The sequence below is a fragment of the Psychrobacter sp. AOP7-A1-24 genome, assembly GCF_052376235.1.
GTDB lineage: Bacteria > Pseudomonadota > Gammaproteobacteria > Pseudomonadales > Moraxellaceae > Psychrobacter.
On sequence record NZ_JBQSVM010000002.1, the window covers coordinates 54,129 to 78,510 of the forward strand.

Annotated in this window: 21 protein-coding genes; 12 read left to right on the forward strand and 9 right to left on the reverse strand. The window is 41.9% G+C overall.

Features of this window, described 5'->3' with window-relative positions:
- The first annotated feature begins 39 nt into the window (after positions 1-39).
- Positions 40-1,131, forward strand: a complete 1,092-nt coding sequence (gene nagZ, locus ACT3QQ_RS01280; RefSeq protein WP_444526593.1) for a beta-N-acetylhexosaminidase — start codon at positions 40-42, stop codon at positions 1,129-1,131.
- A 126-nt stretch (positions 1,132-1,257) separates the two neighbouring features.
- On the opposite strand, the gene ACT3QQ_RS01285 is transcribed toward nagZ, so the two are convergent.
- Together ACT3QQ_RS01285 and ACT3QQ_RS01290 are read right to left on the reverse strand one after the other, a co-directional pair.
- The gene (locus ACT3QQ_RS01285; protein ID WP_444526594.1) at positions 1,258-2,844 is read right to left on the reverse strand and encodes an OmpA family protein; all 1,587 of its coding nucleotides are present in this window, start codon (positions 2,842-2,844) and stop codon (positions 1,258-1,260) included.
- Positions 2,845-3,129: 285 nt separating this feature from the next.
- Positions 3,130-4,764, reverse strand: coding sequence for a hypothetical protein (locus ACT3QQ_RS01290; RefSeq protein ID WP_444526595.1), 1,635 nt, complete (start codon positions 4,762-4,764; stop codon positions 3,130-3,132).
- A gap of 420 nt (positions 4,765-5,184) precedes the next feature.
- Here ACT3QQ_RS01290 and ACT3QQ_RS01295 point away from each other — a divergent pair, with 420 nt between their 5' ends.
- From ACT3QQ_RS01295 to ACT3QQ_RS01320, 6 genes are all read left to right on the forward strand, one after another.
- Complete coding sequence (locus tag ACT3QQ_RS01295) at positions 5,185-5,793, forward strand: rhomboid family intramembrane serine protease (protein ID WP_444522184.1); 609 nt, start codon at positions 5,185-5,187, stop codon at positions 5,791-5,793.
- Between the two features lie 163 nt (positions 5,794-5,956).
- A complete protein-coding gene (locus ACT3QQ_RS01300) occupies positions 5,957-6,922 on the forward strand; it encodes a metallophosphoesterase (protein ID WP_444526596.1) in 966 nt (321 codons plus the stop codon).
- Positions 6,923-7,021: 99 nt separating this feature from the next.
- On the forward strand, positions 7,022-7,573 hold the full coding sequence (gene purE, locus ACT3QQ_RS01305) for a 5-(carboxyamino)imidazole ribonucleotide mutase (RefSeq protein ID WP_444526597.1): 552 nt from the start codon (positions 7,022-7,024) through the stop codon (positions 7,571-7,573).
- Between the two features lie 197 nt (positions 7,574-7,770).
- Positions 7,771-9,135 (forward strand): 5-(carboxyamino)imidazole ribonucleotide synthase, encoded by a 1,365-nt coding sequence (locus tag ACT3QQ_RS01310; protein ID WP_444526598.1) that lies wholly within the window; start codon positions 7,771-7,773, stop codon positions 9,133-9,135.
- Positions 9,135-9,584, forward strand: coding sequence for a YaiI/YqxD family protein (locus ACT3QQ_RS01315; RefSeq protein ID WP_102093310.1), 450 nt, complete (start codon positions 9,135-9,137; stop codon positions 9,582-9,584). The genes ACT3QQ_RS01310 and ACT3QQ_RS01315 overlap by 1 nt, the downstream gene beginning before the upstream one ends.
- Before the next feature lie 235 nt (positions 9,585-9,819).
- Positions 9,820-10,461: an NAD(P)H-binding protein gene (locus tag ACT3QQ_RS01320; RefSeq protein ID WP_444526599.1), complete on the forward strand. Its 642-nt coding sequence runs from the start codon at positions 9,820-9,822 to the stop codon at positions 10,459-10,461.
- Between the two features lie 158 nt (positions 10,462-10,619).
- Here ACT3QQ_RS01320 and epmA read toward each other — a convergent pair whose 3' ends face one another.
- The 3 genes from epmA to ACT3QQ_RS01335 all read right to left on the reverse strand — a co-directional run bounded on the left by epmA (position 10,620) and on the right by ACT3QQ_RS01335 (position 14,057).
- A complete protein-coding gene (epmA, locus tag ACT3QQ_RS01325) occupies positions 10,620-11,663 on the reverse strand; it encodes an EF-P lysine aminoacylase EpmA (protein ID WP_444526600.1) in 1,044 nt (347 codons plus the stop codon).
- 49 nt (positions 11,664-11,712) lie between these two features.
- Positions 11,713-12,864 (reverse strand): 4-phosphoerythronate dehydrogenase, encoded by a 1,152-nt coding sequence (locus tag ACT3QQ_RS01330; protein WP_444526678.1) that lies wholly within the window; start codon positions 12,862-12,864, stop codon positions 11,713-11,715.
- Between the two features lie 65 nt (positions 12,865-12,929).
- The gene (locus tag ACT3QQ_RS01335; protein WP_444521009.1) at positions 12,930-14,057 is read right to left on the reverse strand and encodes an AI-2E family transporter; all 1,128 of its coding nucleotides are present in this window, start codon (positions 14,055-14,057) and stop codon (positions 12,930-12,932) included.
- Positions 14,058-14,899: 842 nt separating this feature from the next.
- On the opposite strand from ACT3QQ_RS01335, the gene ACT3QQ_RS01340 reads away from it, so the two are divergent.
- Both ACT3QQ_RS01340 and ACT3QQ_RS01345 read left to right on the forward strand, forming a co-directional pair.
- Positions 14,900-16,591 (forward strand): NAD+ synthase, encoded by a 1,692-nt coding sequence (locus ACT3QQ_RS01340; RefSeq protein WP_444526601.1) that lies wholly within the window; start codon positions 14,900-14,902, stop codon positions 16,589-16,591.
- A 214-nt stretch (positions 16,592-16,805) separates the two neighbouring features.
- Entirely contained in the window at positions 16,806-18,080 is a 1,275-nt protein-coding gene (locus ACT3QQ_RS01345; protein ID WP_444526602.1) for a hemolysin family protein, read from the forward strand.
- Positions 18,081-18,126: 46 nt separating this feature from the next.
- On the opposite strand, the gene ACT3QQ_RS01350 is transcribed toward ACT3QQ_RS01345, so the two are convergent.
- On the reverse strand, positions 18,127-18,843 hold the full coding sequence (locus ACT3QQ_RS01350) for a YggS family pyridoxal phosphate-dependent enzyme (RefSeq protein ID WP_444526603.1): 717 nt from the start codon (positions 18,841-18,843) through the stop codon (positions 18,127-18,129).
- 337 nt (positions 18,844-19,180) lie between these two features.
- Between ACT3QQ_RS01350 and ACT3QQ_RS01355 the strand changes: the two genes are divergently transcribed.
- Together ACT3QQ_RS01355 and ACT3QQ_RS01360 are read left to right on the forward strand one after the other, a co-directional pair.
- The gene (locus ACT3QQ_RS01355; protein WP_444521013.1) at positions 19,181-20,236 is read left to right on the forward strand and encodes a type IV pilus twitching motility protein PilT; all 1,056 of its coding nucleotides are present in this window, start codon (positions 19,181-19,183) and stop codon (positions 20,234-20,236) included.
- A gap of 127 nt (positions 20,237-20,363) precedes the next feature.
- A complete protein-coding gene (locus ACT3QQ_RS01360; protein WP_444526604.1) occupies positions 20,364-21,485 on the forward strand; it encodes a PilT/PilU family type 4a pilus ATPase in 1,122 nt (373 codons plus the stop codon).
- 152 nt (positions 21,486-21,637) lie between these two features.
- Here the strand turns inward: ACT3QQ_RS01360 and fur are convergent, their stop codons facing one another.
- Positions 21,638-22,072 carry a ferric iron uptake transcriptional regulator gene (gene fur / locus ACT3QQ_RS01365; RefSeq protein WP_444526605.1) on the reverse strand — a complete coding sequence of 145 codons (435 nt, stop codon included), beginning with the start codon at positions 22,070-22,072 and terminating at the stop codon, positions 21,638-21,640.
- A gap of 317 nt (positions 22,073-22,389) precedes the next feature.
- Between fur and ACT3QQ_RS01370 the strand changes: the two genes are divergently transcribed.
- Positions 22,390-22,809: an outer membrane protein assembly factor BamE gene (locus ACT3QQ_RS01370; protein ID WP_444526606.1), complete on the forward strand. Its 420-nt coding sequence runs from the start codon at positions 22,390-22,392 to the stop codon at positions 22,807-22,809.
- Between the two features lie 34 nt (positions 22,810-22,843).
- Here the strand turns inward: ACT3QQ_RS01370 and ACT3QQ_RS01375 are convergent, their stop codons facing one another.
- Together ACT3QQ_RS01375 and ACT3QQ_RS01380 are read right to left on the reverse strand one after the other, a co-directional pair.
- Positions 22,844-23,215 carry an RnfH family protein gene (locus ACT3QQ_RS01375; RefSeq protein WP_444526607.1) on the reverse strand — a complete coding sequence of 124 codons (372 nt, stop codon included), beginning with the start codon at positions 23,213-23,215 and terminating at the stop codon, positions 22,844-22,846.
- Positions 23,203-24,336, reverse strand: a complete 1,134-nt coding sequence (locus tag ACT3QQ_RS01380; RefSeq protein ID WP_444526608.1) for a hypothetical protein — start codon at positions 24,334-24,336, stop codon at positions 23,203-23,205. Before ACT3QQ_RS01380 ends, ACT3QQ_RS01375 begins: the two co-directional genes overlap by 13 nt.
- Positions 24,337-24,382: the final 46 nt, after the last annotated feature.

Consider the following 24,382-nt stretch of genomic DNA (forward strand, 5'->3'; position numbering starts at 1 on the left):
TCATAATATAACGATGTATAAAATAATAAGGATTACGCAATGTACGGCGTCTTAATGATAGATATTGATAGTACCGCTTTGACCGCTGAAGATATCAGTTTGATTAAACAAGCACAGGTCGGCGGAGTCATATTGTTTGGTCGCAATGTCACAGACGCTGCCCAAGTCAGAGCACTGTGCGACGATATACGTTATCACAATCAAGACATACTTATCGGTGTGGACCAAGAAGGCGGACGAGTCGCGAGATTGCGTGAAGGTTTCACGCCATTACCCGCTATGGGTCGACTGGGTGAACTATTCAATCAAGACCCCAATCAAGCACTTAGCTGCGCCTATGATTGCGGCTATCTGATGGCAGCTGAAGTATTGGCTGTAGGCATCGATTTGAGTTTTGCACCCGTACTGGATAGAGACGGCATTAGCCAAGTTATCGGTGACCGCAGCTTTCATCATGAGCCGCAAGCCATCACTGCGCTTGCAACACAGTTTATGCGCGGTATGAAAGCAGCTGGCATGGCAACGACTGGTAAACACTTCCCCGGTCATGGTGCCATCGCTCCTGACTCTCACGTATCAGAAGCCATCGATACGCGTAGCTTAGACGAAATCATCAATAGCGATATGCAGCCTTTTGCTCAAACGCTACATTGTCTGGACGCGCTTATGCCAGCACATGTAATATTTTCACAAGTAGACGACAAGCCAGCTGGTTTTTCTAAAATTTGGCTACAAGATATTATTCGAGATGAGCTCAAATTTGATGGCGTACTTTTCTCTGATGATTTGTCAATGGCAGGCGCAAAGGCCGCTGGTGATGTCAGTGCTCGCGTAAAAGCGGCCATTGATGCTGGTTGTGATATTGCGCTGGTATGCAACGATCGTGTTGCTGCTCATGAGGCTGCTAAAGCAGCGCAAGATCTACCTTACCCTAATCAGCAACGTATCAAAACCATGTGCGGCACTGTACCAACATGGCAGGGCGATCTTGAATCTACCTGCCAGCAGTTTGAGTACTGGCAGCAAGCAAAACAGAATGTCACTCAAACTTTTTTTAGCGCTCAAACTGATACGCAGACTGCCAATGTTCAGACTACTAAAGAATCAACAGATCCTACGCTGTATAAATAATAGCTTGTTCAATTGTCATTAAGCAGCATAAAAAAACCGCACCTTGGTCAGATGCGGTTTTTTTGTTTGGCTGCTACTGTCTAGCTATGTTCAAAACTAGCTATGTTCAAAATCAGAACATGTAGATTAGTTGGTTGGATCCACTGCAGTACCTTGAGTAACATCATCGTTATCTGGCAACAAATCATCGTTATTACTATCTAATGGGTTCATATCTGGATCTAACGAATCACCATCTATCATCATGCCATCGTTTGCATCGACAACTTCATCATTAACTAAAAACTCAATACGGCGATTACGGAAGCGACCTTGTTCGGTTGAATTGTCCGCGATTGGTTCTGATTCACCCATACCTTTGGTATTTAATTTAGCTTCATCAACTCCTTGAGATACCAGATACGTTTTTACTGAATCGGCACGCTCTTGAGACAGCTCCATATTATAGCTATCAGAGGCTTGGCTGTCTGTGTGCCCGACAATCATGAGCTTCATATCAGGTACATTATTGATAATTTCTGCAGCACGGTCCAATAGTTCTTTATTGACTTCAGGAATGACCGCTTCATCTACTTGGAAATTAATCACTTGAATACTCAAAGCGCGGGCAACATCACGTGGGTCTGGGTTTTCACCAAGATTGGTCATCGCAACATCGGCAGCAGCAAGACTATCATCAATCTCGCCTTGTATGTCTAATGGGCCTTCAGCTTGGACTGTCATAGCAGGAGCAGCTGCTTGCAAGTCAGTAACCAACTTATCCAGTGCATCTTTATCAGGCGCATTGACAGTGATATTATCGCCTTTGATAATCATGCTCGCATTCGGTACATTTTTGACAATCGGTAGTATTGTGGCCAATTGAGCGGATGCTGGCATATCTACTGCAAAGTTATCGTCAACATCAGCGCGACACTTGTTTGCTTCGTCACCAAACGCCCCAGTCAATGCATTCATTACGTTGGTTTGTAGTGTCTCATCACCAACGCTCATACGACAAGCATACAGCTGGCTATTCTCACCAGTTGCGATGCTTAACGATGCAGGCTCTACATCTCCAATGACTGATGCCGATCCATCAGTGGCAGCTGCTTGTTGCGTTGCCGCGGCAGGCGTTGCCACAGGTTCAGGGTTTTCTTGACAGCCTCTTAGCAACGCCCAGGCCAATGCCCCTAATATAATCAAACCAATAATCGGTAATAGCGCTTTCATAAAGCTACCCTGCTCCTCTTCCTCTTTCTGTAGCGGTGCAGTACTAGTAGTATCTGAAAAGGGGGCACTTGTCGCAGCAGCTGCGCTAGCCGGTAAGACGCTGCCTGCCCATGCAGGGATATGGTGCTGATAGCTATTTAAATTATCATTCAAAAACTGCGGTACTGGTGTACTACCAGCTAAGCTTTTGATCTCATGAAAAGCCAGTGGGGCTGCCATCGTAATTAGACCCCGTGATGCGGTTGCGTCGACGTTATGTTTCCCTGCCAATTCACGAGAGATTTGGTCACGGTGTGCGTCTTCTGTCCATACACGGTCATAAAAGGCATTGTCATCACGAGCGATATTTTCATTGGCAAAACGGCTAAAAGTGTCATTATCTGCAAGACGAGCAGCGAAAATTGCATAGAATTGTTCTAGTAAGTTTTTCTTAGCAGGACTTCCGCCATCTTCTAATACTGCGGGACTAACGGTACGTGTCAAATGACTAATAATATCCATAATGTAACCCTCTCCTGATTTATTTCTTATTCAATTATTTAAGCGTTCATTTTACAAGGTCTTTGCAGGTGATCAGTTATAGATCCAATATTAGCTACAGATCTAGCCAAGACTCCTATTTCGCTACGTTTATTTTTATTTATTATAAGACCATTAAGACAACGTTCACAGTCACCTCGTTGTTGTGTAAATGATACAGTAAGTAATATTTCGGTTGGCTCACGTAACTGTAGTCTAGAACATATAAAAGGATACACCGTATAAAAGAGCGTGCCTTATAAACAGTTATCTAACTTGAGCTGGTTCAGCAACGATGATCGTGTTTGCCATCTCATCCACTTCGGAAGGTGAAAAAGGTCCTGGCGGTCTGGTCGTTCGGTTATTCGAAGGGAAGTTGTTGGGAATATTACTTGCACCGTTAGTAGGCAGATTGTTGGGTGTATTGTTAAAGCTATTATTGTTAGGCAAAGGAGTTGGTATCACGCCATCTCCAGTATCGTCGTCTGATGCTTGGTACTCGACAGAGTTGCTATCTGCCACGTTATTATTGAATTGATTATTGCCCCCTTCACCATCATCTACAAACTGGTTATTTTCGTTTGCCATGTTGTTTGTAGTATTACCAGTCTCGCTATTATCAGGTAAAGGTAATGGCGCTGTACTTTCGACTACCATTGCTGGTGCCAAGCTACGTATTTCTGTAACCAGTTTTTGCAATAGCATACTGTCTGGCGCCTCCAGTGTGAGACGATCATTTTGCACATGCAAACGTGCAAATGGTGTTGATCTGAGCATCGTCAAGACATTAGGCAATATCTCTGCAGGTATATTAGTGATTGTGCTTGCTACCCCATCCTGTATGTTCAATTCACAAATATTTGCCTGCTCACCAAAGCTTGTATTAAGCGCCTGTTGTAACGAGCTTTGCAGTGCAGCATCGCCAACGGTCGCACTACACGTGTACAAGTTGCCACCGTTATCTACACCGACAATGAGTTCAATAGGAGTGGTAGTTGGGATCTGAGGCTCGGGCGTTGGTGATGACTCAACAGGTGCTGTGACCACAGGTTCTACTGGTATTTCATTATTGGGTTTCACTAATAACGCCCATGCTGCCAATGCAAGCGCAGCCAAAGCTACTATTAATAAAAACACACGTATTAGCAAATCGTTTCGCTGATTACGAGTACGCACCTGCGCACGTTTCAAGTTACTATTTTCTACCAAATGATAAGCAGCTGGATTAGCATGAATAGCATCACTACTGGCAATCGTATCGTCACCCAATGCTTCAGTACTTGCGCGCTCAGCAATTGATATTGGCTCTATACTTTCTACATCATTATTCGTTATTGGTGCGACTATGCCAGTATCTAAAGTAGCGTCGTCAAGTCTATTCGATATGTCGTCACTTACTGGCACATGTACTGGCACATGGTCATCATCTGAATTGAAGCTTGTTTGTACTTGCTGATGCACGTCTTGAGTAGCCGTAATCACAGCCGCCGCCCAAATAGGTAGATATGGTCGTAGGGTAGCTTGCTTCTCTTGCAAAAATGCTGGCAAAAACTGACCATTGGCCAATATTTTTAGCTCACGATATGCCAATGGTGCAGCACTAGTGATTAATTGCTCAGTTGTCTGTGCATCAATGTGGTGAGAAGCTGCCAACTCTTGAACCATAGTTTCTCGAAGATTTTTATCTTGCCATAGTTGTTCAAATAGAGAGCTTTCATTAATACTGCTGGTAGTTGTTTGATCGTTGCGTAACAGCTGTGAGTAAATTTGAGGCCCCGCTAGTCTCGCTGCCAAAACAGCGTAAAACTGTTCAAGTAAACTGACATAGGCAACGTTATTGCTGTCATCATTACCCATTACGGTTGGGGTTACCGTTTGTTCTAGCTGGTCAATAATATTCATGGTTCACCGCCTCTATCAGCCTTATTCGAATGTGCAAAAATTAAGTATTTATTTTATTTCTATATACGGTACTGAGGTATGTCACTTTTTATCTAAGAGCACACTCATAGCGAATCTAGGTAGCAAGCCTAGGCAATACTCTAATCACTGGTCTCTTCATTGGCTTTGCTCTAAAGGTTTCACCTATATAGCATGATACACTGCTACATTATTCACTATAACAGCATAAAAAAGCATCGTTTTGTCACATAATAGGCGTCCGCGTCATCTCAACTGCTGTTAGTATTGATCTATTGCTAATGGTTAGTACTTAATACGGATCAGACGTCAAACTTATTTTTACTCAGCCGTAACGCTTAGGCTTTGAATATTGTCACTTGTTGCATTGTCACATATCAGGCACGGCCTAAGGATTTTCCTTTGTTAAACCATACAACGCTTATTATCATTATTACAGTTATTGTCAGTTTATTAGCATGGCAAAATAAGACGCTACTTAATCGATTGATTTTTTATCCGCCAGCAGTCAACAATGGGCAGTGGGATCGATTTGTGACCCACGGCTTTATTCATGCCGATAGTATGCATTTGCTCTTTAATATGTTTACTTTATATTTCTTCGGGCGTGCTATCGAAGGACTATATCGGCCGTTTGTGTTCGGTTACGGTTTTGTGGTTTTCTATGTATTGGCTATTATCGTTGCTATGATTCCAAGCTATGTTAAAAATAAGAATAACGCCAGTTATTTGAGTCTAGGTGCCTCGGGCGGCGTATCCGCTGTGCTATTTGCGTTCATTTTGCTAGCACCATGGGAGAGGATTTACCTCTTTGCCGTGATTCCGATTCCTGCGATACTATTTGCCGTGGCTTACATATTTTATAGTATTTACGCTGATAAACGCGGTGGTTCAAACATCAATCATATGGCTCATATGTGGGGCGGCGCATTTGGCGTTATCGCTACAATCGTTTTAGAGCCAAGAGTACTACTTCACTTTGTTAATGCCCTGCTATCACCAGGTTTTTAGCCGTCTTTACATTCATGTTAATTGATAAAATTTTTGATAGAAAAGCTTTAATAGTTTGTTCGTAACGACAATTTAATGAAGCTAATAATTTAAAGGTAACTATACGTCATAAATTCTATTTTGCGTACGGTACACTTATACATTTGAGATTCAGTAATACATTATGATTATAGATATTATCGGTGATATACATGGTTATGCAGACAAACTGGTCGGTCTGCTGCAACAGTTAGGTTATGAGCATAACGGTCAGCACTTTGTACCACCGGCAGGTCATAGGGCTTTGTTTATCGGCGACTTGATCGATCGTGGTTCGCAGCAATTAACCACGCTAGAGATTGTCTTTGCAATGTTAGATGCTGATGTGGCCGATGCAGTAATGGGCAATCATGAATATAATGCGTTGGCATATGCCACGTGTGATCCTAATAATACTAGTCAATATTTACGCTCACACAATGATATCCATAAACGCCAACATGAAGCGTTTTTGTCAGAAATACCGTTCGGCTCAGAGCAACATGAGTATTGGTTGCAGCGTCTATACGAAATCCCATTATGGATTGAGAGCGACTATGCCTGTTTTGTGCATGCTTGTTGGGATACGGATAGCATGGCAATACTAAAGCCTCTATTGACTGACAATAACTGTCTGACCTCCCCAGGCTTGATCGAAACGGCCAAAGAAAATACCGTCGCCTTTGAGGCTTTAGAACGCGTGTTAAAAGGAGTGGAAACGGGTTTACCTGATGGTATTGTGATGGTAGATAAGGAAGGTACCGAGCGTACGCGAGTACGAGTACGCTGGTGGCTAGATGAACTAAATACGCGCACACTTCGTGAAGTATCACGTGCTCCATCATCCGCATTGGCACAAATACCATCTGATGCGCTGGCTGAAAATATTGACTTTGCACTAAAAACTCATAAACCTGTGTTTGTGGGTCACTATTGGCTCACTGGCACACCTGAGCCGCTCAGTCCACAAGTTGCCTGTACTGACTATTCTGCAGCAGCAGATAGCGGCTATCTGACCTGCTATCAGCTAGATACCGAACAACCACTACCATTGACTGCCAATCATTTTGTTCAGTATTATCACGATGAAAAAGTAGATATAAAGTTATGATATCAATGCGATTAACACCATGTATATATTAAAAGTCAAACTTGGCTTTACGAATGTAGCAAAATTTTTGTATGATGGTCTTTTTGAGGATATCCAATCATGAGCAACACGAACACTGCTGCTAACCAGAACGGCCCAATCACTTCCCCTGCTGGTCAACCAAGAGTTGGCATCATTATGGGTTCGCAATCTGACTGGGCGACTATGAGTGCTGCTGCACAGTTGCTTGCAGACTTTGACATTGCTTTTGATTGTGAAGTTGTCTCTGCACACCGTACGCCTGATAGATTGTTTGATTATGCCAAAAGCGCAAAAGACAATGGTCTACAAGTTATCATCGCTGGTGCAGGCGGTGCCGCTCATTTGCCAGGCATGTGTGCCAGTCAAACGCCACTACCTGTCTTTGGTGTCCCTGTAAAGTCATCTATGCTGAGCGGTTGGGACAGTCTACTGTCTATCGTACAAATGCCAAAAGGCGTTGCTGTTGGCACTTTGGCGATTGGTACAGCCGGTGCTTATAATGCTGCTCTACTTGCAATTCAAGTGTTGGCATTGCATGATGATACGATTGCTACTAAACTCAATCAGATGCGCCAGTCTCAGACTGAGACCATTCTCGCTAGCCCAACACCAGGTATTATTAACCCTTAGATAAATATAAATCGACCTGCTTTTATAGCAGAGTCTTTTATGCTGATAGCTTAACGACTGAAACTATCACTGTATATTTTCAAGCAATTTCGATTAAAGATAAGGTGCATACAGTGCACCTTTTCCTATTTTCACCCATTGAATTTTAAACTTTAATATACCAAACACCTTATTCACTTTTATTCAAAGAGCCTGCCATGACTACAGCAAACGCTTATCCTGTTACCCAAACCATTCGTACCATCGGTATTTTAGGCGGTGGTCAGCTTGGTATGATGCTTGCCGAAGCCGCCATGCCATTGGGCTACCAATGCGTATTTTTGGAAGACAATTCAGAATGTCCTGCTAGACTATATGGCCGTGTCTTTCATAGCGATCAATTAGAAGATTTTATCGCAGCAGCTGATGTCTTCACATTAGAATTCGAAAACACACCTACGTCTACTGTAGAACAGCTTACCGCTTTATCAAAATCTGGTAGCAAGCAAGGTATGTTCCCACCTTTGATTGCGCTTGATATTGCTCAAGATCGTCTAAAAGAAAAGCAGATGTTCAATACGCTTGATATTGCAACCGTACCATTTATGGAAGTCAATTCTGAGGCTGAGCTCAAGCACGCTTGCAAAGAACTAGGACTACCTATTGTTCTAAAAACCAGCCGTGGTGGTTATGACGGTAAGGGGCAGTTCGTCATCAAGCAGGACAGCGATATTAAAGCTGCTTGGCTAGATCTAAAAGACGCTGTCAGCGGCAAAGGCTCACTTACGCCAACACCTGCGCCATTAATTGCTGAAGGTTTTATTAACTTTAGCCGTGAAGTCTCTATCATTGCAGCAAGAGCGCAAAATGGGCAGGTACGCTGTTACGATTTGGTCGAAAATCATCACCACCATGGTATTTTGGCCAAAACTCAAGCGCCTGCTGTTGGTACGAGCCATCTGTTTCAGCAAGCAACGGACGCCATCACCAAAGTCATGAACCACTTAGATTATGTCGGCACTATGGCGCTTGAGTTGTTCGTCACCAAAGATGCTCGCGGTCACAACACGATACTGGCGAATGAGATCGCACCACGTGTACACAACTCTGGGCACTGGAGTATCGAAGGCGCTATCACTAGCCAGTTTGAAAACCATATCCGTGCCGTGGTCAATTTACCATTAGGCGATACAGATAACGTGCATCCTGCAATTATGGTGAATGTACTTGGTCAATATCCTGATATCAGTGCAGTGTTAAACATCGATGGCGCTCATTATCATAGCTATCATAAAGCTGAACGTGACGACCGTAAGATTGCTCATATCACCTTGATGCCTAACGACGTGACTGATTTAGAGCCTGCTATGGCAAAACTGGTTGCTGTCTTGCCAAACAAGGTTGGTCTAGATAAAGAGTATGCCAGTGTGGATACTCAATCTAGTAAAGCGGATGTCGACGTTAAAGATAGTACTAAGAGTAGTGCTCAGAATGATGCCACAGCTGATGATCTAGGCAACAAAGACAGCCAAACAGACAGCCTGACTGCGCCTTCATCAAAATCTGAGAAGGCCAAAAAATAATGCAGATTTGGGTGGACGCAGACTCGGTTCCATTGATAGCCAAAGACTTGATTATCAAAACAGCTGAACGCACCAAGACCATGGCTATATTTGTGGCCAATCAGCCGATTAAGCTACGCAAGTCGCCCCTACTTGTCATGACTGTCGTGCCGTCAGGATTTGATAAGGCTGATGATTATATCGTCGAGCAGATACAAGCCGGTGACTTGGCTATTACTAGCGACATTCCCTTAGCCAATGACATATTGGACAAAGGTGGTATGGTCTTGACGACACGTGGCGTGGTCTATGACAAAAACAATATCAAGCAAAAGCTCAATATGCGCGACTTTATGGACACCATGCGCGGTACTGGTGTCCTAGAATTGCAGGAAATGAGTGGTCAAAAGCCCTACGGCGATCGTGATAAAAAAGCCTTCGCCGACGGTCTCAATCGCTTGGTTCGTTAGTGCTTTTTATGGTTTTCTCTGACGCTTACCTATTCTGCTATCCATTGCATACTGGCATCTGAGCAGCGGTTGATTCCTTGCAAACTGTATACACTCTATAACCAAACACTATTCAATCGGCACGCTTTATAACGAAACGTGCTGCCTATTTTTGTTACTCTATATTCGGTTTTTAAGATAAATAAACTTACTGAATAATTCAAACAATAGAATTTAAATAAAAATAGGAATAATTATGAAAATTTTAGTCGTTGGTGCAAGTGGTCGAGTGGGCGGTGATTTGGTTAAACAGTTATTGGCTGATGATCATCAAGTTATTGGCACGACTCGTCAGAAAGAAAAACTATTTGATAATAACAGCTATACCCAGCTAGATTTAGACATTACAGTTAGTAAAGACTCTATTGAAAAACAACTAGATCAAGATATCGAGGCTGTTTATTTCGTTGCAGGATCTGGTGGTAAAAACGTCTTAGAAGTTGACTTGCACGGTGCGGTGAAAACGATGCAAGCGGCACAAGATAAAGGTATCAAACGTTATATTATGTTGAGCTCAGTCTTCTCATTGGAAACCGAAAAATGGGATGAAAACCCTGGTATAGCAAACCTAAAAGAATACTATATCTCTAAACACTACGCCGATCACTGGTTGGTGAATAACAGCTCGCTTGACTACACTATCGTACAGCCAGGCGCACTAAAAGAACGCGCTGGTACAGGCAAAATCACTGTTAATGATACCAGCTCTGGTGAGAATGCAATCGAAGATGTAGCGACAACGCTAGCAGCAGTGCTAACCGCAGATAACACCATAGGCAAAGTCTTTAATCTACACAATGGTGATATTGATATCAACGAAGCAGTCGCTACGGTATAAGTAGATTTAGTATTACCATAATTGGCTGTGTCCGCTAAATTTTAGAAGCAGCTAATACAAAAGGTCGTTATCGATTCGCCAATATTCAATTGGTAAATCGGTAACGACCTTTTAATTACATATTTAAATCACAGATAATCTAAAAGACGCACGTTCAATTATGCTTGTCCGCTAGGAAAAGGAATAACCTCTTCCAAGCTGCTTGCGCCTATCAAAACCATTAGCAACCTATCTATCCCAACTGCGATACCACTACATGGCATCAAGTCATCAGATGCAGCTAATAGATGCTCATCGATTGGCATTTGAGGTAGATTATGACGCGCGCGTAGCTGATTGTCTTGTTCAAAACGGTCTCGTAATGCTTGACTATCCGCTAGCTCATCATAAGCGTTGGCGATTTCAATGCCGTTGATATACAGCTCGAAACGCTTTGCTATTTTATTACCATCTTTGTCCACAGCCGTCTTCGCGAGTGCAGCGGTTGCAGGTGGATACTCTATAATCAATGTCGGCAAATCATGGCCTAGGTTTGGCTCTACGGCATGACTAAATAACAAATCTAACCAGCTCTGGCGACGATTTTCTTCGCTATCTTCAGCATTGTTAAAATCAAATCCTGTCAAACCCATATCTTCTGCCACGGCTTGTAATGCAGTTAAACTCGCTGTCAACGGATGTATGCCTACAAAATCCATAAAGGCATCGACATAGCGATAATGACTCATCACAATTGAGTGACCATAAAGCGCCTCTAACAACTCATTAAGCTCAGTTACCATCTCGTCTAAACTATAATCAGGTTGATACCATTCGAGCATCGTAAATTCAATATTATGACGTGCGCCTATTTCGTTATCACGAAATACAGGGCAAATCTGATAAATAGGCACTTGCCAGCTGGCTAATAAACGCTTCATCGCAAATTCAGGCGAGGTATGCAAGTAATAAGTGCGCGGACGGTCTTGATAGGTCACATGGGCTGCGACAGACTGTAAAAAAGTGTCTGTGTTGCCTGCTTGAGATAATAGCGGTGTCTGCACTTCTAGTACTTGTCGACTGGTAAAAAACTGCCGAATATTGCTGATGAATTGCGCGCGCTGTTGTGCCATCGCAAGTGTCATGGTTGGTGCGTAGCTAAGCTTGGAAATAATAGGCTTAGAAGTAATAGGCTGCGAAGAAGTATTTTTTGCTTGGCTCATTGTGCTCTACTGCGACTGATGAATAATTGGTTGCTCGGCATCTTGTTTCTTAAAACTGCCACTCACGGCGCAAGTGATAATCACGTCTCAGGCCATCAAAGTCAGCACCATTTACTTGCCTATCAACTGTTTTATTTCGCAACGAGGTATCATCTTGCATAATGTCATAAAACTTTGGCAGTCTGTCTGTATGTGACTTTAATTCAGACCATAAAAACATATTGAGCGGTAGCAGATTGGACATAGATTGCGCTGGAGGTATCGCTAGTTTTTCACACAATACATCATAAATGATTTGTGTGCCACGCAGCTTACCTTCTAGCGTATAGCCAGCGATATGCGGTGTAGCAATGGCAAGTTTAGATAGTAAGCTTGCTGCGATTTCTGGCTCATGCTCAAACACATCTAGCACCACTTGACGTTCAGTACGCTCAATATCTGCTTCAAGCTCACTTTCCTCAATGATAGGTCCTCGCGCGCTATTGATTAGCATCGTATCGGCAGGCATCATTGCCAGTGCAGCTGCGTTGATAAGGTGGCGTGTTGGATAGTCACTACCTTTAGGATTCATCGCATTCTTTTCATTGGTTAAAGGCACATGCAAACTAACTACGTCGCTTTGGCTAAGTACCTGTTCAAGGCTAGCATTGTTAGTTTTAGAGGTTGGCAACAAGGGATCATAACCTAACACCTGCCAACCCAAGTCATAGGCATACTGAGCAAGCGTACTACCAATATTTCCAAGACCAATGATACCTAATGTTAAGGGCCCTGACTGCTGCCAATACTGCGGGCGCAACGTTAAGATAGCTGTCAACACATACTGAGCCACAGAGTGCTTGCTACAACCAGCTGCATTAGCGAAAGTGATATTGCGAGACATTAGATAATCTTGATCTACATGGTCGGTCCCAATAGTCGCAGACCCAACAAACTGCACACTGTTATTATCAGCCAGTAAAGTCTTACCTACTTTCGTCACCGAGCGTATCAGCAGCACATTTGGCTGTACTTCGGCCAGTAGCGACGCATCAATATCTCGACCAGCGACAGTAATGATATCAACTGTATGCTCAGTCAGCTGACCAAGCGTAGAGTCATTAAAAAAATCATGCAGACTGGCGATATTGCTGTCCGCCAAAATAGTAATATTTTTAACCGTACTTGTTTTGTCGATCTTATTATCTGTCGGTTCTGCCATATTTTTATTTGTCATTACTCATCGTCTCTATCAATAATTTTTTACATCGTATTTGCAGTGACTTGTTACTCTGGTTCATGCATAGGATCTATAGCACGAGGGTCAGAAAGCATCACCTCTTGCTGAGCGAATATTTCATTTTTGTGCTGGGATATCCACTCGCGCCATACCGCAAGCCCGATAGCCAGTACGACAGGCCCTATAAATAAACCAACAAAGCCAAATGCTGTAAGACCACCCAGTACACCAATAAAAATAATGATAAAAGGGATTTTGGTCGCGCCGCTAATGACAATAGGACGAATCAAATTATCCACCCAGCTAATTACTAATACACCCCATAGTGCCAAGCCAATGCCTTCTGCAGTATGTCCTTGACTCAATAGCCAAATCGATACACCGCCCCAAACAAATGGCGTGCCAAAAGGAATCAAAGCGATAATAAAAGTAACGATGGTTAATAAGATAGGGCTTGGTGCACCAGAGAAGTAATATCCGATACCTGCTAATGTCGCCTGTGCCAACGCCGTCAAGCCAATACCATATACCACGGCACGTGTGGTTGTACCTACAGAATCAATATAGCCATCAATACGATTACCAATAATATTGCGAAGCGCTTGGCGAATTTGGCGAATCAAACTGGTGCCATCTCGATAAAAGAAGAATAGCGTCATTAACGCCATACCTAGTTTAGCCAAGCTACTGAACACCACATCAAATGCTACTTTGCCATAATATAAATGCGACTGAACCCAGATTCGAAAAGCTTCTAATGTTCCTTCTGGATTCTTATTGATACGCCACAGTACGTCTTTGACTTGTTGGCCGATAATAGGTAAATCTTTAATAGAGTCAGGTACATCTAAGTAACCTACCTTGATACGGTAAATTAGATTACTAATTAAACTCAAAGCTTCTTGCTGTAAGATAAATACACCGATGACCAGTGGCACACCAATTATCAATGAGATGCTCACCGTCATAATAGCGGCACTAAAGTCTGGGCTCAGCTTCACCTTTTCATGGAAAAAATTATAGATAGGAAAAGTCACATAAGCCAAAATCGCTGCCCACAGCGCTGGTACAATAAAAAACTGCACCACTTGAAAACACAATACGAACAGCACTACTAGCAACGTAATTGCCAATAAGCGCTGAATAATAAATTCTTTTGTCCAGTTTTCAATCATAGCGTATAAACCAAAAGCGGACAGCAAACGATAAAGTTGCTGGCGAGTTTATAAATGTGTGATGAATATTAGCTTTTAGACATTGTCTGTCAGCCATATCCATTAGCGAGAGTTGCGAGTCATACAAAAAAGCATTGCGTCGGATTTACGAAGTCGTATGACGATTAAATAACATGGCAATTAAACCGTATGACAGTTAATTGGTATGACTGTGCCCAGCTCCATACCGCGAATTCATAGCCATTTATTACTGTAAATAGAATAATAAAAGTGCAGTTAGCACGCCTTATTATGCAATAAAGCATGTAAATTATATAACGCGTTGTTGTAACCTTTACTTACAACTTTGTCTATGCAAGCTTACTAGATGGCGACGATAATAACTAGCGCATAATGCATGAATTTAGTGTGTAAAAATCATGTATTGCAAACTGCTTTTATGTTCAGCTTTTAAACTGCTATCTTATAAGGGAATCCACTGGTGCGTTCTATTTGTCGCGACAATTGATGTTATACTAAAGCGATTATTTTAAGCTTTTCAGTGTAGTTAAGTTTATTTGCACAGATTTATTTACATCTTTGTACAGACATCGAACCCTCTAAGCCAGATTTCAATACTCACTTATATCGTCTTCTTTTAGAGTGTCGCTATCACTTAGAGTGAGTTACTTGAATAAAATAATAAGTCTTTTATAAAGGCTTATATGAGACTTAGACTCAGCATATCAGCTCAATATTTGAGCTTTATATGTAAGGGCGCAATTTTGAGTTAATTTCGGATTTTATTTGAAATCAATACAGACACACCAAATTTTAATAATATATCGATAGGAACAATAACAATGTCAAAAGACACTGATAACCCCAACTCTAACACCTCAGACAAAGCTGGTAATACCAACAAACCACAAGATACTGTCAATTTTGCCCTAGCCCAAACGCATTTTTTAGTCGGTGATATCGCAACCAACGTTGAAAAAATGCGTACCCTAGCATTACAAGCACGCGAACAAGGTGCTGACGTTATCGTATTCCCAGAGTTGGCTCTTTTAGGCTACCCTCCACAAGACTTGTTGCTACGTCCAAGCTTGTCAGGCCGTGTTAAAAGCGCTTTATCTACTTTAAGTGATATCGATGATATCGTCATGATTGTCGGCTATCCGCATGTCGATCATCACGGTACTTTTAACTCTGCTGCCATCCTGCATAATGGTCATCAAAAAGGTTTTTACCATAAGCAGATTTTGCCAAATTATGGCGTGTTTGATGAGCGTCGCTACTTTGATAAAGGTCGTAACCAAGTTTTATTTGATTATAAAGGCATTACTATTGGTCTGCTTATCTGTGAAGACTTGTGGGAAAAAGGTCCTATCTCTGAGCTTCAAAAACAAGGTGCTGATTTAATCGTAAGCTTAAACGCATCACCTTTTGAGATTGAAAAGCAGGACAATCGTAAAACTATGCTGGCCAAGCGTAGCCGTGAAAACAAGCTACCAATCGTCTATGTCAACGCTGTCGGCGGGCAAGACGATCTAGTTTTTGATGGTGGCTCTATGGTGGTACAAGCTGACGGTAGCATTGCCCATGAAGCGCCGCGCTTTATGAACCAATTGCTATTTGCCACGTTAGATGTAAAAACGGCTAAATTTAACGATCAGACCAAAGCCCCTCTAACCTTGAGCCGTGAATCTGAAATGTATCAGGCGCTAGTCGTCGGTCTACGCGACTATGTCAATCACTCAGGGTTTTCTGGCATTATTGTTGGGTTGTCAGGTGGTATTGACTCAGCATTGACGCTCTGTATCGCTGTTGACGCGTTAGGCGCTGATAAGGTATATGCGGTCATGATGCCATACGAGTATACCTCTCAAATCAGTCTAGAAGATGCTCAAGCACAGGCACGTCGCTTAAATGTTTCTTACACCGTCTGCCCTATTTTTGACGCTGTCGAAGGCATCCGTCATACGCTAGCACCATTATTCAATAAGTCGCCAGCGGACACGACCGAAGAAAACATCCAAGCGCGCGCTCGTGGTGTTATTTTGATGGCATTGTCTAATAAATTCGGTCATTTAGTTATTACGACTGGTAACAAGTCAGAATTGGCAGTTGGTTATTCAACGCTATATGGCGACATGGCTGGCGGCTTTGACGTATTAAAAGACGTATATAAGTCTCAAGTTTATAAATTGGCAAGCTATCGTAACCGTTTAGAAGACACCCCTGTTATTCCTGAACGTGTTATTACTCGTCCGCCATCGGCTGAATTACGTCCAGATCAAAAAGATCAAGACAGCTTGCCTGATTATGATGTGTTAGATGGTATCTTGACGTCATATATCGATGAAGATATGGGCTATCAGGAGATTATTGATAAAGGCTTTGATGCTGAGATGGTTGCCAAAGTCATTAGAATGGTAGACAACACCGAATACAAACGCTTGCAATCCCCTATCGGCACAAAGATTAGCCACAAAGCTTTTGGACGTGAACGCCGTTACCCATTGGTTAATAAGTGGTCAATCAAAGGTTAATTACTACACACCTCTCGATTTCTACTAGTTATAACTTGAGAGGTACTAGTTAGCCAGTTTTAAAAGATATCGAATTTTTTACTATTAGCTGGGTGCTTGCCCAGCTTTTTTGGTTTTTATCTACCAAAAAATCTTATACCTAACCCTATTTCTTTCCACACAGCTTCAATAATTATTTTGCCTTAATTATCTTTATTTCTTTTTCGAGTACGTCATGAGTTTGCTAACCGCTAGTGTTTTTCTTCTTTTATTGCTTGCCTTAAGTGCCTTTGTTTCTGCTGCTGAGATTGCCATCGCCGCAGGACGTAAAATCAAGCTCCAAATTATGGCAAAAGAAGGCGATGTTCGCGCACTTGATATTCTTAATATGCAAGACCATCCTGGTAGCTTTATCACTGTCGTACAAATAGTGCTAAACGCGGTCGCTATCTCAGCTGGTGCCGTGGGTGAGTCAGCCATCAGTCCTTATCTCAAGCAATTATTTAATAATGAAACGGTAGCATCGGTTATATCGTTTGTACTGATCACAAGTTTGTTTTCACTACTCGCTGATCTCATGCCTAGGCGTTTGGCCATGTCAAATACTGAGACGATAGCGGTACGACTCGTACGCCCAATGATACTGTTAATATTTATATTAAAGCCCATTATATGGGTGTTCGATGGAGCCGCGAATATCCTGTTTAAACTTTTTGGCATTTCAACCATACGCCAAGATGATATGACACCAGAAGATATTTATGCAGTGATGGATGCTGGTGCCGAAGCAGGTGTACTGAAGAAGCAAGAGCATCACTTGATCGAAAATATATTTGATATGCAGGAGCGTACCGTCACCTCAGTGATGAACCCTCGCGAAAATATCGTTTATTTTGATACGGAAACAAGTACCGAAGAAGTCGTAAATATCATGATTGAGCAGCCACACAATAAATTTTTGGTCTGCCATGACGATGATTTAGAGCATATCGTCGGTTATGTGGAGTCTCGTAGCTTTCTAGCTTTGGTTTTGAACCAACAAGAAGTTAGCTTAACGAACAAAGCTCTATTGAAACCAGCACTTTTCATTCCTGATACGTTGTCTTTGTTTGAAGTGTTAGAGATGTTCAAGTCTACTGGTGCTGACTTTGCGGTTATCGTGAACGAATATGCACTAGTGGTTGGCGTTATCACGCTGAAAGACGTAATGAGTATTGTAATGGGTGAGCTGGTAACGTTAGAGGAACAACCTATTGTCCAGCGCACTGACAACTCGTGGCTAATCGATGGCATGACGCCTATTGAAGATGTGATTCGTGCATTAGATATTGTCGACTTACCACGCAGTCAAAATTACGAAACTATCAGTGGATTTATGATGTATATGCTCCGAAAAATCCCTAAAAAAACCGACACAATTGAGTATGCCAATTATCGGTTTGAAATTATTGCGACTGACAATCTTAAAATTACGCAGATGTTAGTAACCCAATTAGAAGATATCTTTTAATTTACAGGCCAGTTAAATTATTCTTAACTAGCCTATTCGCAACATATCAAGCACGCTGACCAAAGATAGCAGTACCGACACGTACCATCGTGGTGCCGTTTTCTATCGCCTCTGTCATATCACCACTCATGCCCATACTAAGCGTATCCCAATGTTCTAACTCTGGATAGTCTGCTTTGACTTCATCAAACAATTGCTTAGTACGTGCAAAAGCATCTGTATTGGCTTTAGCGGGGATGATCATCAGACCCCGTAACTGTAAACGCTCATACTCTTTGATTGTCTTTATCAGCTCTGGCAGCTGAGATGGCAGACATCCAGACTTACTGTCTTCATTATCAATATTAAGTTGAATCAACACATTTAATGGTGGTAGCTCATTTGGTCTTTGGTCATTTAATCGTTTGGCAATGATATCTCGCTCAACCGTTTGTACCCAATCGAAGTGCTCAGCAATATCACGTGTCTTATTACGTTGAATACTACCGATATAGTGCCAAACAATATTTTCGCCTACAGGTTGCGTTTTGAGTGTAGTAATTTTTTCAATGGCTTCTTGTAGATAGTTTTCACCAAAATCACGCTGTCCTTGCTTTGCTAAAGTTGCAATCATATCGGCAGGTTTTTTTTTCGAAACAGCCAATAACATAACATCATCAGCCTGTCTGTCAGCATGAACACATGCTTGCTTCATTTGCTTACTAACTTGTTGCCAGTTGTTGATAAGCGTCATTTGGTCAATATTGTTGTTTATTTCATTCATACTCAACCCTTATTACTTGGTTTATTTTCCTGCAATTTTTATTATAAAAAGAACGCAATCGTCCAATTCTCTAAAATGAATCAGGGATAACTCTTGTAAGAGTTATTTTAAAACGATACAGTTCTGACTTTTCTCAATTTAGTAGATAGTTAAATACTCACAGTCTTGTTATGATATTGTTACATACTTTAACGTATGCTGCTAAATATACTAGCGATGGCAAAGATCTGTACGGGCCAGCCCTTCATCGCTATTTGTGAAATTATCGATAGATAGTTTATCACGTACTTTTATAGTGTTTTGTCTGACCTAGACTAAGCGATAGGAATATCAAATTATGGCTGCAAAAAACAACCTCAATATCGAAGACTTGCTACGCTTTACGGTTAAACACAAGGCATCAGATTTACATATTTCAGCGGGCATGCCAGCAATGATACGTGTCGATGGTGAAATGACGCGTATCAATATGCCAGAGATGACTCATCAAGTCGTGCATCAGCTTATTTATGACATTATGAATGACAAGCAGCGTGCCGACTTTGAAGAGTTTTTTGAAACAGATTTTTCTTTTGAGATTCCTAATTTAGCACGTTTTCGTGTCAATGCTTTTAATCAAAACCGCGGTGCAGGTGCTGTATTTCGTACCATTCCTTCCAAAGTATTAACGATGGAAGATTTAGGTATGGGCGATGTATTCCGACGTATCTCAGACCTTAAACGTGGGGTGGTGTTGGTGACAGGTCCAACAGGTTCAGGTAAATCGACAACACTTGCGGCGATGATTGACTACATTAACGAAAGCCGTAAAGAACATATTCTAACTATCGAAGACCCGATTGAATTTGTCCATCAATCAAAGAAAAGTCTGATCAACCAGCGTGAAGTCCACCGTGATACTTTAGGTTTCGAGCCAGCATTACGCTCTGCCCTACGTGAAGATCCCGATGTTATCTTGGTTGGCGAGCTACGTGACCTTGAAACCATTCGCTTGGCTCTAACAGCGGCAGAAACTGGACATTTAGTATTCGGCACCTTGCATACCAGCTCAGCCGCTAAGACGATTGACCGTGTCATTGATGTATTCCCAGCTGCTGAAAAAGACATGATTCGCGCGATGCTATCAGAATCGTTACAAGCCGTTATTTCACAGACTCTGTTACGTCGTCAAGCAGGTGGCCGTGTGGCTGCTCATGAAATCATGATAGGTACACCTGCCATCCGTAATTTGATACGTGAGAACAAAATCGCTCAAATGTACTCTGCTATTCAAACGGGTGCTGGTGATGGCATGATTACCCTTGATCAAACGTTAAAGAACTTGGTAGGCAAAGGAACTATTAGCAAAGATGTTGCGCGTCCTTATGCAAAACAGCCTGAAGCGTTTCTATAGTACATATAGACCATCAGAAATGAATAATTGGTGATATCCACTATTATCTAGTAGCAATCTACTGGCGAACTTTACAGCATGATTTTAAATATTTACTTAATTGATTTACCTCTAGTGCAGGTGCGATATGGACATTGATAAACTATTACAGTTAATGATCAGCAAAAATGGCTCTGACCTTTTCATTACGGCTGACGTAGCACCTTCCATGAAAGTGAATGGAAAAATTTTACCGGTCGGTAGAACCCCTTTAAGTGCTGAGCAAACCATAAGACTGGTCAAAGGTGTAATGACGCCAAGTCAGCAAAAGGAGTTTGAAGATACTAATGAGTGTCAGTTTGCTATCTCTGATGAAGCGCAGCAAGCTCGTTTTCGGGTCAGTGCATTTGTACAACGTGATATGGCAGGAATGATTTTACGGAAAATTGAAAATAATATTCCAACGGTCGAAGAGTTACGTTTACCGCCAACGCTAAAAGAATTAGCCATGAAAAAACGCGGTATTATTCTATTAGTTGGTGCAACGGGTACGGGTAAATCCACTACCCTTGCAGCAATGATAGGACATCGTAATCAAAACTCTCATGGTCATATCATTACGATAGAAGATCCTATTGAGTTTGTGCACAAACATCGTGGCTGTATTATTACACAGCGTGAAGTTGGTATCGATACCCATTCATTTGAAGCAGGCCTAAAAAACACGCTACGCCAAGCACCCGATGTCATCCTAATCGGCGAGATTCGTAACCGTGAGGTGATGAGCTATGCTATTCAGTACGCAGAAACAGGCCATCTAGTGTTTGCAACATTGCATGCAAACAACGCGAACCAAGCAATCGATCGTATCATTCACTTCTTCGAAACCAATCGCCATAATCAGTTGTTTATGGATTTGTCGTTAAACTTGCAAGCCATTATCGCGCAGCAGCTTATTCCTACACCTGACGGTAAAGGAAGACGTGCTGCTATCGAGATCTTGCTAAACTCGCAGCTGATCAGTGACTATATCCGTAAAGGGGAAGTCCATGAAATTAAAGATGTGATGACACGCTCACGAGACAGCGGTATGCAAACCTTTGATCAAGCACTTTTTGATTTGTACGAGCAAGGAGAGATAACATATAAAGAAGCAATTCTACATGCTGACTCTCCTAACGATCTACGCCTCAAAATTAAACTTAGTAGCAAAAATGGTAATACTAATCTAGATGAAGGTGCCGATAGTTTATCGTTAGATGTTAGCTAGTATTCTTCAGCTTCCTATACAGAGTAAACATATAAAAAGAAACCCTCGTTATAAATAACGAGGGTTTCTTTTTATTGGTCGACACAGCATTGTCAGTGGTTCGCTATAACATTATTAGCAGAAATAAGCATTTCTTTTTATACACTAGATAGTTATTTCGCACTGTCTCTACAAGCTTGATCCGCACAAATACCATATAGCACAAGAGAGTGCCCAGATAGTTTGAAGCCATGTTTTTCTGCTACTTTCAGCTGTTCTTCTTCGATGACTTCATTATGAAACTCTATAATCTTGCCACATACATCACAAACTAGATGGTCATGATGCTCTTCTTGTGTAATTTCAAACACAGATAAATTGTTTTCAAAATTATGACGCTCAACGATACCCGCTTGCTCAAACTGTGTCAGTACACGATAGACAGTGGCAAGACCTACGTCTTCACCTTGGTCAATAAGTGCTTTATACACTTCTTCTGCGCTCATGTGATGCAGCTCTGCGCGCTCTAATAGTTCTAAAATTTTGATACGAGGCAACGTGACTTTGAGTCCTGCTCTACGTAAATCTTGATTGGTAAAAGAAGCCATAATATCCCTCTTGACTGTGGAAGCCTTAGCAAATAAAAAATATGTGATAAATAATCAAAGAAGATTATTTTCGTAAAATGTAGAGTAAATGATTAATAACAAACTGACTGAGCTTACGCAGACATCACTCTTATTATTTTATAATTATCGAGATGCAAGCCCATGAATTTAAAATATAATTAATATCACTCTTCAGATTGTGTTTGGTAAATAATGTCGTAAGTGGTAGGCAATTGCAAGTAAATGACGTATCATTTGTCCAAGATTGTCGGTCAGACTGGTACGACCTGATGCTGGCCACACCTAATTCATTTCTTATGAGTCATCTTACCATGATAAAGACATTAAATTTCCGTCCGTTAAGCCACACAAGCGCATTACGTAAGATCGTTTTCACCAGTATGCTTGGCGCTACTGTTGCTATGTCTGGCTGCTCATTATTGAGTGTTTATAAGATTGATTTGCCACAAGGCACAGCGATTACTCAAAACCAAGCCCAGAAGCTAAAAGTAGGTATGAATCAAAACCAAGTTCTTTATGCGCTTGGTAGCCCTGCAATTCGAGATACGCTTGAGCCTAAACGCTGGGATTACATCTATGACTATAAAGCAGGTACTGAAGGTAGTCGTAAAGGTATCGCAGATGTCAAAAACGCTAGCCAGCATTTAGTGATTTATTTTGATGATAATGGTTTGGTCACGCGCATCGAAGGTATTGAGAGTCTACCAGCATCATAGTCAGTAAACTCTATCGGTATAGATAGCTAATGGTTTAGCTGCGAGATTTATTTTTGCGCTGAGACATAGGATCAGCGCTTAAGCTACGATACACCTCGATACGGTCAAAAGGCTGTAACAAATAGCTTAATGGCTGTTTTTGTGCGTAAATCCCCACATGCCAACGTTTTGCAGTTGGCGTGGTAATATCTATGACTTGCTCACACCACTCTGCCAGTTCTGCAAACTTCTCAAGCCATCCCGCTTGTATCAATGCTTCATACAAACTAACACCTTGTTTAACCTGCAAAGCTAAGTAATGCTGGCGCTGCTCATCTTCAGCATACGCCAGATATACCGTCATTAACTTAGCTTGAGTAGCCTGTGGCACACTGCTGTCACGACCACTAACTGTTAGCTCAACCACTGCATCACCCAACCTATCAATGCTAATAGCAATGCTAATGGTACGACTAAACGTATCGCAACTCGCCACAAGTTATAAACGGCTTCATTGCTGAAATTTAGTGACTTACGCAAATGGCTGATTTTCATTTGCCAACCCGTAAATACTGATAACACTAGTACAGCGATGCTACTAATAATGACCAAGATACCTACTAACCATGCTGTCGGAATCGCAACTACTAATAATAACGCCACAGCAAAAGTGATTATCAAACTAACTAATAGTCCAAACCTATGCGTTAACTGTTGAATACTATAATGTAGCAAGTAGCTAGCCACAAATAACACCCCACCCCAATATAGTAACTGTCCAATTGGTGGCAATGACAGACCACTAGTAAATAAAGCCACTACTCCTATCAGCAGTTGCAATACCCAAATCGGTAACACTAGCTTGGTTGCATGGTACTCACGAGTAACAGCTCTGTTTTTTGCTTGCTGATTGCTTGATTCTACAGCTGTGACTGTCTGCTTACTCACCAAGTTCTGACCGAACCAGTATAGTCCTGTACCCGCACCGACACTCACTAACGCTAACGCAACTGCACGTGCCCATTCTGTCAAACTGACATCAGTCATGGCAAAACCAGTATTTGGCTCACCGTTTGCGAGACCTAATAGCAGCCCTATCACCATCAATCCTAAACCAATAGGTAGAGGCGCACCACCTAGCAAGCTTAAAAGCACCGCAATGACCATCAGGCCTGCAGCAACCGCGAAGCTAGGTACATCAGGTACGCTATTTAGCTCAGTTAATGCAGACAATATACCCGTACTTGCGCCAGATATGACCAACGCTGCGATCACAATAGAGACTAACGCTGCCGACCAACCAAAGCTGCGCCATATCGGACTGACATCTGCCTCACGAGTAAGCTTTTGCATGCCTGCTAGAGGCCCTTCGACACTACGATAGGCCAATGCGATCTCAGCATAAACAACAGGTAGCGCCACCAATACCATGGCTAATAGCCATAGCAACCAAAAATCAATCTCACCAGTTGACGCAGGTGCAAACCAACGAAATAGCAATAGTGGTAGTATCGCCGCAATAAAATAGGAAGCATAACGGATCATCATAATTTCAATCCAAACGATCTAATACCATTCACAAAAAATAGATCAG

Bases quoted from the DNA above. Each gene is read 5' to 3' on its own strand.
- nagZ (WP_444526593.1), top strand. From the start codon at position 40: ATGTACGGCGTCTTAATGATAGATATTGATAGTACCGCTTTGACCGCT.
- ACT3QQ_RS01285 (WP_444526594.1), bottom strand. From the start codon at position 2,844: ATGGATATTATTAGTCATTTGACACGTACCGTTAGTCCCGCAGTATTA.
- ACT3QQ_RS01290 (WP_444526595.1), bottom strand. From the start codon at position 4,764: ATGAATATTATTGACCAGCTAGAACAAACGGTAACCCCAACCGTAATG.
- ACT3QQ_RS01300 (WP_444526596.1), top strand. From the start codon at position 5,957: ATGATTATAGATATTATCGGTGATATACATGGTTATGCAGACAAACTG.
- purE (WP_444526597.1), top strand. From the start codon at position 7,022: ATGAGCAACACGAACACTGCTGCTAACCAGAACGGCCCAATCACTTCC.
- ACT3QQ_RS01310 (WP_444526598.1), top strand. From the start codon at position 7,771: ATGACTACAGCAAACGCTTATCCTGTTACCCAAACCATTCGTACCATC.
- ACT3QQ_RS01315 (WP_102093310.1), top strand. From the start codon at position 9,135: ATGCAGATTTGGGTGGACGCAGACTCGGTTCCATTGATAGCCAAAGAC.
- ACT3QQ_RS01320 (WP_444526599.1), top strand. From the start codon at position 9,820: ATGAAAATTTTAGTCGTTGGTGCAAGTGGTCGAGTGGGCGGTGATTTG.
- epmA (WP_444526600.1), bottom strand. From the start codon at position 11,663: ATGAGCCAAGCAAAAAATACTTCTTCGCAGCCTATTACTTCTAAGCCT.
- ACT3QQ_RS01330 (WP_444526678.1), bottom strand. From the start codon at position 12,864: ATGGCAGAACCGACAGATAATAAGATCGACAAAACAAGTACGGTTAAA.
- ACT3QQ_RS01335 (WP_444521009.1), bottom strand. From the start codon at position 14,057: ATGATTGAAAACTGGACAAAAGAATTTATTATTCAGCGCTTATTGGCA.
- ACT3QQ_RS01340 (WP_444526601.1), top strand. From the start codon at position 14,900: ATGTCAAAAGACACTGATAACCCCAACTCTAACACCTCAGACAAAGCT.
- ACT3QQ_RS01345 (WP_444526602.1), top strand. From the start codon at position 16,806: ATGAGTTTGCTAACCGCTAGTGTTTTTCTTCTTTTATTGCTTGCCTTA.
- ACT3QQ_RS01350 (WP_444526603.1), bottom strand. From the start codon at position 18,843: ATGAATGAAATAAACAACAATATTGACCAAATGACGCTTATCAACAAC.
- ACT3QQ_RS01355 (WP_444521013.1), top strand. From the start codon at position 19,181: ATGGCTGCAAAAAACAACCTCAATATCGAAGACTTGCTACGCTTTACG.
- ACT3QQ_RS01360 (WP_444526604.1), top strand. From the start codon at position 20,364: ATGGACATTGATAAACTATTACAGTTAATGATCAGCAAAAATGGCTCT.
- fur (WP_444526605.1), bottom strand. From the start codon at position 22,072: ATGGCTTCTTTTACCAATCAAGATTTACGTAGAGCAGGACTCAAAGTC.
- ACT3QQ_RS01370 (WP_444526606.1), top strand. From the start codon at position 22,390: ATGAGTCATCTTACCATGATAAAGACATTAAATTTCCGTCCGTTAAGC.
- ACT3QQ_RS01380 (WP_444526608.1), bottom strand. From the start codon at position 24,336: ATGATGATCCGTTATGCTTCCTATTTTATTGCGGCGATACTACCACTA.